The sequence below is a fragment of the Cupriavidus necator genome (assembly GCF_013141915.1).
Taxonomy (GTDB): domain Bacteria; phylum Pseudomonadota; class Gammaproteobacteria; order Burkholderiales; family Burkholderiaceae; genus Cupriavidus; species Cupriavidus necator_B.
In genome coordinates this window covers 510733-522736 of record NZ_SROX01000002.1, presented here as the reverse complement: position 1 = coordinate 522736, position 12004 = coordinate 510733, and the positions used below count along the sequence as shown (strand labels likewise).

11 protein-coding genes are annotated in these 12004 nt (G+C 68.3%); 6 read left to right on the top strand and 5 right to left on the bottom strand.

All coding sequences use genetic code 11. The annotated features are described in order from the left end of the window. Positions 1 to 23 precede the first annotated feature (23 nt). The 6 genes from E5S69_RS07395 (at position 24) to E5S69_RS07370 (ending at position 6790) form a co-directional block, all read left to right on the top strand. The gene (locus E5S69_RS07395) at positions 24 to 986 is read left to right on the top strand and encodes an ABC transporter ATP-binding protein (protein ID WP_171514351.1); all 963 of its coding nucleotides are present in this window, start codon (positions 24 to 26) and stop codon (positions 984 to 986) included. A gap of 88 nt (positions 987 to 1074) precedes the next feature. Next, positions 1075 to 1989 carry a branched-chain amino acid ABC transporter permease gene (locus tag E5S69_RS07390; RefSeq protein ID WP_171514350.1) on the top strand — a complete coding sequence of 305 codons (915 nt, stop codon included), beginning with the start codon at positions 1075 to 1077 and terminating at the stop codon, positions 1987 to 1989. A 24-nt stretch (positions 1990 to 2013) separates the two neighbouring features. Further along, positions 2014 to 3090: a branched-chain amino acid ABC transporter permease gene (locus tag E5S69_RS07385; RefSeq protein WP_171514349.1), complete on the top strand. Its 1077-nt coding sequence runs from the start codon at positions 2014 to 2016 to the stop codon at positions 3088 to 3090. A gap of 91 nt (positions 3091 to 3181) precedes the next feature. Continuing rightward, the gene (locus E5S69_RS07380; RefSeq protein ID WP_171514348.1) at positions 3182 to 4519 is read left to right on the top strand and encodes an ABC transporter substrate-binding protein; all 1338 of its coding nucleotides are present in this window, start codon (positions 3182 to 3184) and stop codon (positions 4517 to 4519) included. Positions 4520 to 4630: 111 nt separating this feature from the next. Beyond that, positions 4631 to 5446 carry an ABC transporter ATP-binding protein gene (locus E5S69_RS07375; RefSeq protein WP_018003769.1) on the top strand — a complete coding sequence of 272 codons (816 nt, stop codon included), beginning with the start codon at positions 4631 to 4633 and terminating at the stop codon, positions 5444 to 5446. A gap of 93 nt (positions 5447 to 5539) precedes the next feature. Then, positions 5540 to 6790: a phenylacetate--CoA ligase family protein gene (locus E5S69_RS07370; protein ID WP_171514347.1), complete on the top strand. Its 1251-nt coding sequence runs from the start codon at positions 5540 to 5542 to the stop codon at positions 6788 to 6790. 113 nt (positions 6791 to 6903) lie between these two features. Here the strand turns inward: E5S69_RS07370 and E5S69_RS07365 are convergent, their stop codons facing one another. From E5S69_RS07365 to E5S69_RS07345, 5 genes are all read right to left on the bottom strand, one after another. Further along, the gene (locus E5S69_RS07365; protein WP_171514346.1) at positions 6904 to 7302 is read right to left on the bottom strand and encodes a DUF454 family protein; all 399 of its coding nucleotides are present in this window, start codon (positions 7300 to 7302) and stop codon (positions 6904 to 6906) included. A gap of 99 nt (positions 7303 to 7401) precedes the next feature. Further along, on the bottom strand, positions 7402 to 8379 hold the full coding sequence (locus E5S69_RS07360) for an NAD(P)H-dependent flavin oxidoreductase (protein ID WP_171514345.1): 978 nt from the start codon (positions 8377 to 8379) through the stop codon (positions 7402 to 7404). Positions 8380 to 8507: 128 nt separating this feature from the next. Continuing rightward, a complete protein-coding gene (creC, locus tag E5S69_RS07355) occupies positions 8508 to 9938 on the bottom strand; it encodes a two-component system sensor histidine kinase CreC (protein WP_171514344.1) in 1431 nt (476 codons plus the stop codon). 9 nt (positions 9939 to 9947) lie between these two features. Next, positions 9948 to 10646, bottom strand: a complete 699-nt coding sequence (creB, locus tag E5S69_RS07350) for a two-component system response regulator CreB (RefSeq protein WP_272871704.1) — start codon at positions 10644 to 10646, stop codon at positions 9948 to 9950. A 9-nt stretch (positions 10647 to 10655) separates the two neighbouring features. Then, positions 10656 to 11780: an NAD(P)/FAD-dependent oxidoreductase gene (locus E5S69_RS07345; RefSeq protein ID WP_171514342.1), complete on the bottom strand. Its 1125-nt coding sequence runs from the start codon at positions 11778 to 11780 to the stop codon at positions 10656 to 10658. Positions 11781 to 12004 lie beyond the last annotated feature (224 nt).

The following is a 12004-nucleotide window of genomic DNA, read 5'->3' as shown; positions in this document are numbered from 1 at the left end:
GCGCACAGGGTGGAGGCAGCAACATGACGCAAGTGGCCTGGCAAGGCGCCGGCAAGCGCGAGTGGACGGGAGCGGCACGCACCGATGCGAGCGGCGCCGGCAGTGGCGGAGCGATGGCTCCCACCGGTCCGCTGCCCCCGTCGGGGCTGACGGATGACAGCGGCGCGCATCCCGGTACGCGCCACGCGCAGCGCACCGGCGCACAGGCGCGCACCGGCGGCGAGGTGATCCTGGACCTGCAGCACATCTCGCTGTCGTTCGGCGGGGTAAAGGCGCTGACCGATATCTCGTTCGACGTGTGCGAGCACGAGGTGCGCGCCATCATCGGTCCCAACGGCGCCGGCAAGAGTTCGATGCTCAACGTGATCAACGGCGTGTACCACCCGCAGCAGGGACGCATCGTGTTTCGCGGCGAGGAGCGCAAGCAGATGCACCCGACCGCCGCCGCGCGCCAGGGCATTGCGCGCACGTTCCAGAACATCGCGCTGTTCAAGGGCATGACGGTGCTCGACAACATCATGACCGGGCGCAACACGCAGTTCCGCACCGGGCTGTTTGCGCACGCGCTGTGGTGGGGCCCGGCACGCAATGAAGAGATGCGGCACCGGCAGAAGGTCGAGGAGGTGATCGACTTCCTCGAAATCCAGTCGATCCGCAAGACGCCGGTGGGACGCCTGCCATACGGCCTGCAGAAGCGCGTGGAGCTGGCGCGGGCACTGGCGGCGGAGCCGTCGATGCTGCTGCTCGACGAGCCCATGGCCGGCATGAACGTGGAAGAAAAGCAGGACATGTGCCGCTTCATCCTCGATGTGAACCGGCAGTTCGGCACCACCATCGTGCTGATCGAGCACGACATGGGCGTGGTGATGGATATCTCCGACCGCGTGGTGGTGCTGGATTACGGCAAGAAGATCGGAGACGGGACGCCGGAAGAGGTCAAGGGCAACCCTGACGTGATCAAGGCATACCTGGGAACCTCACATTGAGCGCGGGGGTGCTCCCCTCTGCCGCAAGCGGGAGAGGGGAGGCAGACAGTGGTGTTGGTGGACCAACGGAAGCAAGCAAAGGCAAACCATGACGTTCTTCATTGAAATCCTGCTCGGCGGCCTGCTGTCGGGACTGATGTACTCGCTGGTGGCGCTGGGCTTCGTGCTGATCTACAAGGCCTCGGGCGTGTTCAATTTTGCCCAGGGCGCGATGGTCTACTTTGCCGCGCTGGCGGTGGTCGGGCTGATGGACAAGGGCCTGCCGATGTGGGCCGCGGTGATCGGCGCCTTCGTGGTGATGATCCTGGTCGGCATGAGCACCGAGCGCTTCGTGCTGCGCAAGCTGGTCAACCAGCCGCCGATCACGCTGTTCATGGCGACCATCGGGCTGTCGTTCTTCCTGGAAGGGCTGGGGCCGCTCCTGTTCGGCAATGAAGTGCGGCCGATCAACCTGGGCATCGTCGACGAGCCGATCGAGTCGATCCTCACCAACTTCAATATCGTGCTGTCCAAGTTCGACATCGCGGCGGCGGCCATCGCCGGCGTGCTGGTCGGATCGCTGGCGCTGTTCTTCCAGTACACCAAGGTCGGCCGCGCGCTGCGCGCGGTGGCCGACGACCACCAGGCGGCGCTGTCGCTGGGCATTCCGCTGCAGAACATCTGGGCCATCGTCTGGGGCGTGGCGGGCTTTGTCGCGCTGGTGGCGGGCATGCTGTGGGGCTCGCGCAATGGCGTGCAGTTCGCGCTGACGCTGACCGCGCTGAAGGCGCTGCCGGTGCTGATCCTCGGTGGCTTCACCTCGGTGCCCGGCGCCATCGTCGGCGGGCTCATCATCGGCGCGTCGGAGAAGCTGGCCGAGATCTATATCCCGCCGGTGTTCCAGTCGATGTTCGGCGGCAACTTCGGCGGCATCGAGGGATGGTTCCCGTACGTGTTTGCGCTGCTGTTCCTGCTGGTACGGCCCGAAGGGCTGTTTGGCGAAAAACATATTGATCGCGTCTGACCGACTTCGCACAGGAGAGTTGCCATGTTCTATCGTGAGGCCGGCCAGTTCAAGACCAGCTACGTTGCCGACAGCCAGATTTTCCCGATCCGCCAGGACCGCATCGGCTTTGCCGTGCTGATGGCGGTCGCCTTCGTGGCGGTCCCGTTCGTCGGGTCGGAATACTGGTTCTCGGCCATCCTGATCCCGTTCCTGATCTTCTCGCTGGCGGCGCTGGGGCTGAATATCCTGACCGGCTATGCCGGCCAGCTGTCGCTGGGCACCGCGGCCTTCATGGCGGTGGGCGCGTATGCGGCGTACAACTTCCAGCTGCGCATCGAAGGCATGCCGGTGCTGCTGACGTTTATCCTGGCCGGCCTGTCGGCGGCGGTGGTGGGGGTGGCGTTCGGGCTGCCATCGCTGCGCATTAAGGGCTTCTACCTGGCGGTGGCGACGCTGGCGGCGCAGTTTTTCGTGGTGTGGGCGCTGACCAAGTTCCCCTGGTTCTCCAACAACAGCTCCTCGGGCGTGATCACGGCGCAGCGGCTTGACCTGTTCGGCTTCGCCATCGACACCCCGGTCAAGAAATACCTGTTCGTGCTGGCCATCGTCACGGTGCTGGCGCTGGCGGCCAAGAACATGGTGCGCTCGGCCACCGGCCGCGCCTGGATGTCGGTGCGCGACATGGACGTGGCCGCCGAGGTGATCGGCATCCCGCTGATGCGGACCAAGCTGCTGGCGTTCGCGGTCAGCTCGTTCTACTGCGGCGTGGCCGGCGCGCTGTACGCGTTCTGCTACCTGGGCTCGGTCGAGCCGGACGGCTTCTCGCTGGACCTGTCGTTCCGCGTGCTGTTCATGATCATCATCGGCGGCGTGGGCAGCATCCTGGGCTCGTTCCTCGGGGCCGCCTTCATCCTGCTGCTGCCGATCTTCCTGGACAACGTGCTGCCGCCGCTGGCATCGCTGCTGCACCTGCCCTTTACCAATGCCACCGTGTCGCACATCCAGCTGATGGTGTTCGGCGGGCTGATCATCTTCTTCCTGATCGTGGAGCCGCACGGGCTGGCCCGGCTGTGGCAGATCGCCAAGGAGAAGCTGAGGCTGTGGCCGTTCCCTCATTGACGGGAGGGGAGCCTGTGTTACCGCAGTTCCTGTGTGAAGTTCTGAAGCTTACGCATAACGAAACGCTCCCTTGAGGGCGAAGGAGACTGTCATGACCCACCTGATCCGCAACGTGCAACGCGCCGCCCTGGTGGTCAGCGCCGCGGCGGCACTGCTGGCGCCCGCGGCGCCGGCCATGGCGCAGAGCAACGAGCAGTTCGTGGCTTTGCCGAGCTACCGCGTGGGGCCGTACGGCGCCAACGGTCAGTCCTGGTATGGCGGCTTCATCGACTACCTCAACTACGTCAACCTGAAGGAAAGCGGCGTCAACGGCGTCAAGCTGAGCTGGGAAGAGTGCGAGACCGAGTACAACAATGCCAAGGGCGTGGAGTGCTATGAGCGGCTGAAGGCCAAGAACGCCACCACCAAGGGCACCGCGTACCACGCCATGTCGACCGGCATCTCCTACGCGCTGGTCGACAAGACCGCCGCCGACAAGGTGCCGCTGGTGATGATGGGCTACGGCCGCACCGATGCAGTCGACGGCTCGGTGTTCCCGTACGCGTTCCCGCTGGTGACCACGTACCAGATGCAGGTCTCGGCCATCGTCAAGTACCTGGCGTCGAAGAACGGCGGTTCGCTCGCCGGCAAGAAGATCGTCTACCTGTACCACGACTCGGCCTATGGCAAGGAGCCGATCGTGGCGCTGCAGGCCGAAGCGCGCCTGGGCAAGTTCAACCTCGTGGAGATCCCGGTGGCGCACCCCGGCAACGAGCAGGGTGCGCAGTGGCTGAAGATCCGCCAGGAAAATCCTGACTACGTGATCTTCTGGGGCTGGGGCGTGATGAACCAGACCGCGCTGAAGGCCGCGCAGAAGGTAGGCTTCGCGCGTGACAAGATGATCGGCTCCTGGTGGGCGGGCTCCGAGGAAGACACGGTGCCGGCCGGCGATGCGGCCAAGGGCTACATGAGCGCGACCTGGAACGTCGCGGGCAAGAGCGTGCCGCTGATCGCCGATATCGAGAAGGTGGTCTACGGTGCCGGCAAGGGCAATATGCAGGACAAGAACAAGGTCGGCTCGGTGCTGTACAACCGCGGCGTGTCGGCGGCGGTGGTGACGGTGGAAGCGGTGCGCGTGGCGCAGGCCAAGTTTGGCAAGGGCAAGCCCATGAGCGGCGAGCAGATGCGCTGGGCCTTCGAGAACCTGAACCTGACCAACGCACGCCTGCAGCAACTGGGCGCCACGGGTTTGCTGCCGGAGATCAAGACCAGCTGCGAGAACCATGAGGGCTCGGGCAAGGTGAAGATCCAGCAGTGGGACGGCAGCAAGTGGGTGGTGGTGTCGGACTGGATCGAGGGCAATAAGAGCCTGATCCACCCGCTGTTCAAGGCCACCGCGGCGCAGTACGCGAAGGAGAAGGGGCTTACGCCGGGGTGCTCGAAGAGCTGAGGCCGGACGAGTCCCGACTGGTTTGCTCCCCTCTCCCGCTTGCGGGAGAGGGGAGCAAGCCGCCACGACTGTGAAGCACTGAATCACCGCCACACCAACCCGAGCCGCACCATGAGCCTCCTGTCCGTCAACAATATCGAAGTCATCTACGATCACGTGATCCTGGTGCTCAAGGGCGTTTCGCTCGAAGTGCCGGAGGGCAAGATCGTGGCGCTGCTGGGCGCCAACGGCGCGGGCAAGACCACCACGCTCAAGGCCATCTCCAACCTGCTGCAGGCCGAGCGCGGCGATGTCACCAAGGGTTCGATCGAATACCGCGGCGACCGGGTCGACCAGCTCACGCCCAATGACCTGGTGCGCCGCGGCGTGATCCAGGTGATGGAAGGGCGCCACTGCTTCGCGCACCTGACCATCGAGGAAAACCTGCTCACCGGCGCCTACACGCGCGGCCTGTCGCGCGGCCAGACCCGCGACGAGCTGGAAAAGATCTACGAATACTTCCCGCGCCTGAAGACGCGCCGCAAGTCGCAGGCGGGCTACACCTCCGGCGGCGAGCAGCAGATGTGCGCGATCGGCCGGGCCATGATGGCCAAGCCCGCGATGATCCTGCTGGACGAGCCCTCGATGGGGCTGGCGCCGCAGATCGTCGAGGAGATCTTCGAGATCGTGCGCGGCCTGAATTCGCGCGAGAACGTCAGCTTCCTGCTGGCCGAGCAGAACACCATGGTGGCGCTGCGCTATGCCGACTACGGCTACATCCTGGAGAACGGCCGCGTGGTGATGGACGGCGACGCCGAGTCGCTGCGCACCAACGAGGATGTCAAGGAGTTCTACCTGGGCGTGGCCGCCAACGACGCCGACGGCCCCGGCCGCAAGTCGTTCCGCGACGTCAAGAGCTACCGGCGCCGCAAGCGCTGGCTGGCCTAGCCAGCGCCCGTTTTTTATCCGGCCTTGCCACCACGCGACCACGCGCCCCGCGGCGCGGGGCAAGACGCATCCCATTCCCTGACGCACAGCACCATGCCAGAACACTTCGATCCGCTCGAAACCCGCGCGCCGGAAGTCCGCGAGCAGGCGCTCCTTGCCGCCCTGGCACGCCAGGTGGCCCATGCGCGCGACCACGCGCCTTACTTTGCCGAACTGCTGAGCGGCGTCGAGCCGCGCCTGCTGACCTCGCGCGCCGCGCTGGCCGAACTGCCGGTGACGCGCAAGTCGGACCTCACCGCGCGCCAGCGCATGCTGCCGCCGCTGGGCGGGCTCAACGCAACGCCGCTGGGCAAGCTGCGCCACGTGTTCCAGTCACCGGGGCCGATCCACGAGCCCGATGGCCATGAAGCGGACTGGTGGCGCACCGCGCGCGCCATGCACGCCGCGGGCTTTCGCGCCGGCGAGCTGGTCTACAACACCTTCTCCTATCACTTCACCCCGGCCGGGATGATGATGGAAAGCGGCGCCCACCGGCTGGGCTGCTGCGTGTTCCCGGCCGGCGTCGGCCAGACCGATTCGCAGGTGCAGGCGCTGGCCAGCCTGCAGCCGGCGGCCTATGCCGGCACGCCGTCGTTCCTCAAGCTGCTGCTGGAGCGCGGCGATGAACTCGGCACGCCCTGCACCAGCCTGGCCAAGGCGCTGGTCTCGGGCGAGGCGCTGCCGCCGTCGCTGCGCAACTGGTTCCAGGCGCGCGGGGTGCGCGTGCAGCAGATGTACGGCACCGCCGATGTCGGCCTGATCGCATACGAGACCGAAGGTGGCGATGGCTGGGTGGTGGACGAGGGCGTGCTGGTGGAGATCGTCGAACCCGGCGGCTCGCGCCCGATGCCCGAAGGCGAGACCGGCGAGGTGGTGGTGACGGTGCTGGGCAACGGCGACTACCCGTTGATCCGCTTCGGCACCGGCGACCTGTCGGCAGTGGTGCCGGCGTCCTCGCAGCGGCCCAGCCCGTGCGGCCGCACCAATATCCGGCTCAAGGGCTGGCTCGGGCGCGCCGACCAGGCGACCAAGGTCAAGGGCATGTTCGTGCATCCGGGACAGGTGGCCGACGTAGTGCGGCGCCATCCCGAAATCCGCGCGGCGCGGCTGGTAGTGACGGGCGATCCGGGCGCCGACGTGATGACGCTGCATTGCGAAGCGACGCGCACAGACGCTGACCTGCAGCGCGCGGTGGCGGAGTCGCTGCGCGAGGTGATGCGGCTGCGCGGCGAGGTGGCGTTTGTCGCGGCGGGGTCGTTGCCGCAGGATGGGAAGCTGATCGAGGATGCGCGCAAGTATGATTAAGCGGGGTGGCGTCGCGGCTGGCGGCTTTTAGACTTCGTTGATACGCCGACCCTCTCCCCCAGCCCCTCTCCCGCAGGCGGGAGAGGGGAGCCAACCGTCGGTGTGCGGGCGCATTAGAGCTTGCCGCTAGCCGGCCGCGTCGGCAACCTGACCATCCACACACTCACCCCCACCGCACACGCCAGCAACGCCGCCGACACCAGCGGCCGCCCGCGCAGCAGCCATGCCGTGGTCCCCATCGACACCCACATCATCGACAGCGCCAGGCATTTCGCCTTGAACGGGATGCTGCGATGCCGCTGCCAGTCGCTCACCAGCGGCCCGAAGCGCGGATGCCCCAGCAGCCATTCATGGAAGCGTTGCGAACCGCGCGCGAAGCATGCAGCGGCCAGCAGCACGAACGGCGTGGTCGGCAGCACCGGCAGGAAGATGCCGATCACGCCAAGCAGCAGGCATACGCCGCCCAGCACCACCCACAGCGCGCGCAGCACCTGCTGCCGGCGGCCTGGCACGGCGGCGGGATCCGGAGCGGAATCGGGAGGGTTGGCGGGACCTGGCGTTGGCAAGGGAGGCCTGAAGAGGCCGCAGCCGCGGCCCGGTAATGGCTTGGGTCAGCGCGCGATACCCAGCCGCGCCTTGGCGGCATCGTACTCCGCCTTCATGCGCGCGACGATTTCGCCGGCGCTCGGGATGTCGTGGATCTGGCCCACGCCCTGCCCGGCGCCCCAGATGTCTTTCCACGCCTTGGCCTTGGAGCTGCCGCTGGAAAAATCCATCTTGCTCTTGTCGGCCACCGGCAGGTTGTCCGGGTCCAGTCCCGCGTTGCTGATGCTTTCGCGGATGTAGTTGCCGTGCACGCCGGTGAACAGGTTGGTGTAGACGATATCGGCGGCGGCCGAGCTGGTGATCGACTGCTTGTACGACTCGGCGGCATGGGCCTCCTGCGAGGCGATGAAGCGCGTGCCCACGTAGGCGAAGTCGGCGCCCATCGCCTGTGCGGCCAGCACCGCTTCGCCGGTGGCGATCGAGCCCGACAGCGCGATCGGGCCGTCGAAGAGCTTGCGCACCTCGCCCACCAGCGCGAACGGTGACAGCATGCCGGCATGGCCGCCGGCGCCCGCCGCGACCAGGATCAGGCCGTCGACGCCGGATTCGATCGCCTTCTCGGCGTGCCGCAGGCTGATCACGTCGTGCAGCACGATGCCGCCGTAGCTGTGCACCGCGTCGATCAGCTCCCGGGGCGGGGCGCGCAACGAGGTGATGAAGATCGGCACCTTGTGTTCCACGCAGACCTTGATGTCATGCTCGAGGCGCGCGTTGGAGCTGTGGACGATCTGGTTGACCGCGACCGGGCCCACCGTTGCGCCGGGGTTGGCGGCCTTGAAGGCGGCCAGTTCTTCCTCGATCCGGGTCAGCCATTCGTCGAGCAGTTCGGCCGGGCGCGCATTGAGCGCCGGGAACGAGCCGACGATGCCGGCCTTGCACTGCGCCAGCACCAGTTCCGGGTAGCTGACGATGAACATGGGCGAGGCGATCACGGGCAGGGCCAGGTTCTGCAAGGCCTGGGGCAGTTGCTTGGCGGCGGGCATGGTGTCTCCTGGACGCTACGGGCGGGCACGCGGGGCGCGCCCTAAATGAACGGTCGTTCGATTATAGGGAGTTTCCGCGCGGTGACGTTAGAAGCCCCAGTCTATGCCGGTCCGGCCGGCGCGGGGCGCTATGCCGCCGGCAGGACCAGCTCGGCCAGCGCGCCGCCGCCCGGGCGGTTGGCCAGCGTCACCGCGCCATCATGCAAGGTTGCCACCTCGCGCGCAAAGCACAGGCCCAGGCCGGTGCTCTTGTCGGCACCATGCGGGCGCGGCAGCGAGTAGAAGCGCTCGAACACGCGCGGCAGCGCGTAGTCGGGAATGCCGGGCCCTTGGTCGGCCACGGTGATGGCCAGCGCGTCGCGGCGGCGCTCCAAGGCCACCGTGACCGCGCTCCCCGGCGGGGCGAAGTCGATGGCGTTTTCCAGCAGGTTGGCAATGGCCTGGCGCAGCAGGAACGGGTCTCCGGCGACGTGGCCCGGGCCGCCTTCGGCAGGGCACTGCAGCGCCACGCCGCGCTGCCGCGCGCGCGGCTCCAGTTCGGCGCACAGTTGCGCCAGCAACGGCGCCAGCGGCACCGGCTCGCGCACCTCCAGGCGCTGGCGCTGTTCCACCTCGGCCAGCGCCAGCAGCTTGCGGATCATGGTTTCCAGCCGTCCGGACTGGGTCCGGATATTGGCGACGAAGCGCTGGCGATCAGCCGCCGGCATCTCTTCCTGCAGCAGCTCCGCCGCGCCGCCGATGGCGGCCAGCGGGCTCTTCATCTCGTGGGTCAGCGTGTGGATGTAGTGCTCGACATACTGCTTGTCTTCCAGCCGCTCGCGCATGCCCTGCACCGCGCGCCCCAGTTCGGCCAGCTCGCCCGCGCCGCGCAGCGGCATCTCGGCGCGCGCGCCGGCCGCCACCGCGCGCGCGTAGCCGCGCAGTCGGCTCAGGCCATGCGCGAGCCACAGCGTGCAGGCCAGCCCGATCACGCAGGCGGTGCCGATCAGCAGGGCGCCGTAGAACAGGATCTTGCGCTGGCTGCGCGCGATGAACGGCGCCATGGCCGCATTGGGCTTGGCCACGGTGAGCACGCCGATGATGCGTTCGCCGTCGCGCACCGGCGCGGCCACGTGCATCACGGTGCTGGCCTCGTCCGCGGGGTCGGCGCGCGTGCTGCGCGCGCCGTACTGGCCGCGCAGCGTCAGGTAGACATCGTTCCAGCGCGAGTAGTCATGGCCCACGTCGGTGCCGGTGGAATCGAAGCGGACGATGCCGCTGGCATCGGTCACGTAGACGCGGTAGCCGATGCTGTCCTTGTGCAGGCCCGAGACCTCGGCATTGACCGGCACGTCGCGCAACGCCGCCATATGCCGCGCGAAAGCGCCGTCGGCGATGCGGCCGGCCTTCAGGTCGTCGGCGGCCAGCGCGGCCAGCACGTGCGCGGTATCGATCAGCGTGTCTTCCATGGCCTGGCGCACGCCGGGCTTGACCTCCTGCACGAACACGCGCAGCGTCAGCACGGTGGCCAGGCCCACGATCAGGAAAAAGCCGAAGAAGATGCGCAGGCCGATATGCATGGCTCGCGCTCAGGGCTCCAGCGAATAGCCCATGCCGCGATGGGTGCGGATGCGCCCGGCGCCTTCGGGGGCCACCTCGCGCAGCTTGGCGCGCAGGGTCTTGATATGGGTATCGACGGTGCGGTCGCTGGTGTCGAGTGCGCCGGCCCACACGCCGTCCATCAGCTGCGCGCGCGAATAGATGCGGCCCGGATGCGCGACCAGCCAGGCCAGCAACAGGTATTCGTAGCGCGTCAGCGCCAGCCAGTGGCCGTGATAGGCCAGGCGGGCGCCGTCCTTGTCGTGGGTAAAGCCGGCAATCTCGTCGTCCCTCGCGGCGGTGGCACTGCCACCGCGCGCCCGGCGCAGGATGGCGCGCACGCGCGCGGCCAGCTCGCGCGGCGAGAACGGCTTGACCACGTAGTCGTCGGCGCCGATCTCCAGCCCGACGATGCGGTCGATCTCTTCATGGCGCGCGGTCAGGAAGATCACCGGCGCGTCGCAGAAGGTGCGCAGCGTGCGGCAGACCTCGAAGCCGTTCAGGTCCGGCAGCCCCACGTCCAGCACCACCAGGTCGGCTGGCGCGGCGCGCAGGCTCGCCAGCGCGTCGCTGCCCAGCGTGCAGTGCGCGGCCAGCATGCCGTCGGTGCGCAGCGCATAGAGGATGGTGTCGGCGATGGCCTGCTCGTCTTCCACCACCAGGATCCGCGGTTGTTCCATGCCCGGCATTCTAGCCGGTCAGGCGCGGGCCGCCGCGCGCGCCGGCTCCGCCGCTTCGGCGCCACGCTGGTGGAAATAGATCTGCGCCGCGGCCCAGCGCAGCGGCGGCGAATACAGCATCAGGTCGAAGGGCCAGTCGCACTGGAAGCGCTCGAACATCCAGCGCAGCGCGCGCTTGGCGCGAAAGCGCGGCGCGCTGGCGCTGGCCACGGCCTCCGGCGCCGGGCCGCCGCGCAGCAGGTGCGCGGCCACGGCCTGGCCGACCGATTCGCCGTGGGCAAAGGCGTAGTGGATGCCGCCCGCGGTCAGCGGCGACACGATGCCGGCGGCGTCGCCGGTCAGGATCACGCCGTCGCGCGCCAGCGGCAACACCGGGCCGCCGCACGGGATCAGGCCGGCACGCGTGGCCGCCGGCCGCGCCAGCTGCGGCAGCCCGGCGCGCTCGCGCACGTGCGCCAGCAGGCCGTCCAGGTCCGGCGCGCGGCCGCGCCGCGGCAGGTAGCGCAGTGCCAGCCCGGCCTGCACGCCGGTGGGGTTCTGCGCGATCCAGCCGATATAGCCGGGCGCGAAGCGGCGCGTGACAAAGCAGTGCAGCGCGCCGGGCTGTGGCAGCGCCAGTCCCGGGAATTCATACTCCACGCCGTACAGGAAGCTGTGCACGCGCCCCAGCCCGGCACATTGCGCCACGCGCGACTGCGCGCCATCGGCGCCGACCAGGTAGCGCGTATGGCCGACCCCCGTCACATGCCAGCCGCCGTGGCGCGGCACCGCGCCGACGAAGGCCTGGCCCAGCCGCAGCTCGACCCGGTGGCGCACCAGTTCCGCGGCCAGCCAGCGCATCAGCCGCGGCGTATCGGTGGTGTGGAAGTAGTAGCCGGGCGCGCTCAGGTCGATGCTGCGCAGCCGCGGCGAGTACAGCCGCACCTGGTCGACGCGGTGCACGCAATCGGCCGGCGCCTGGCCCAGCCAGGTCTGTTCGATGGCTTCCTTGACCAGGATGCCGGTGGTGTGGAGCTTGTCGCCCGGATCGGTCTTGCGTTCCAGCACCAGCACGCGCAGGCCGGCGCGCGCGGCGGCCAGGGCGCAGGCCGCGCCGGCAAAGCTGGCGCCGGCGATGACGAGGTCGTAGTCAAAGGAGGGCATGGCGGTTCCCGGAGAGCGAAGGGCTCCAGTCTGGCCAGCCGGGGTGAGGGCAATGTGTGGCGGGTGTGAAGCGGCGCGGCGGCGCCCAGACCGCCCAAAAAAAACGCCCCGCATGCGCGGGGCCATCAATTACCACGAAGACTGATACACACGGCGGGCACCTGCCAATGCCGCAACCGCCCACGAAGCATAGGCCGCCAATGTGACGGCGTCGTGGCGGCGCC

Coding starts and splice junctions, on each gene's coding strand:
- E5S69_RS07395 (WP_171514351.1), top strand. CDS start 24: ATGACGCAAGTGGCCTGGCAAGGCGCCGGCAAGCGCGAGTGGACGGGA.
- E5S69_RS07390 (WP_171514350.1), top strand. CDS start 1,075: ATGACGTTCTTCATTGAAATCCTGCTCGGCGGCCTGCTGTCGGGACTG.
- E5S69_RS07385 (WP_171514349.1), top strand. CDS start 2,014: ATGTTCTATCGTGAGGCCGGCCAGTTCAAGACCAGCTACGTTGCCGAC.
- E5S69_RS07380 (WP_171514348.1), top strand. CDS start 3,182: ATGACCCACCTGATCCGCAACGTGCAACGCGCCGCCCTGGTGGTCAGC.
- E5S69_RS07375 (WP_018003769.1), top strand. CDS start 4,631: ATGAGCCTCCTGTCCGTCAACAATATCGAAGTCATCTACGATCACGTG.
- E5S69_RS07370 (WP_171514347.1), top strand. CDS start 5,540: ATGCCAGAACACTTCGATCCGCTCGAAACCCGCGCGCCGGAAGTCCGC.
- E5S69_RS07360 (WP_171514345.1), bottom strand. CDS start 8,379: ATGCCCGCCGCCAAGCAACTGCCCCAGGCCTTGCAGAACCTGGCCCTG.
- creC (WP_171514344.1), bottom strand. CDS start 9,938: ATGCATATCGGCCTGCGCATCTTCTTCGGCTTTTTCCTGATCGTGGGC.
- creB (WP_272871704.1), bottom strand. CDS start 10,646: ATGCCGGGCATGGAACAACCGCGGATCCTGGTGGTGGAAGACGAGCAG.
- E5S69_RS07345 (WP_171514342.1), bottom strand. CDS start 11,780: ATGCCCTCCTTTGACTACGACCTCGTCATCGCCGGCGCCAGCTTTGCC.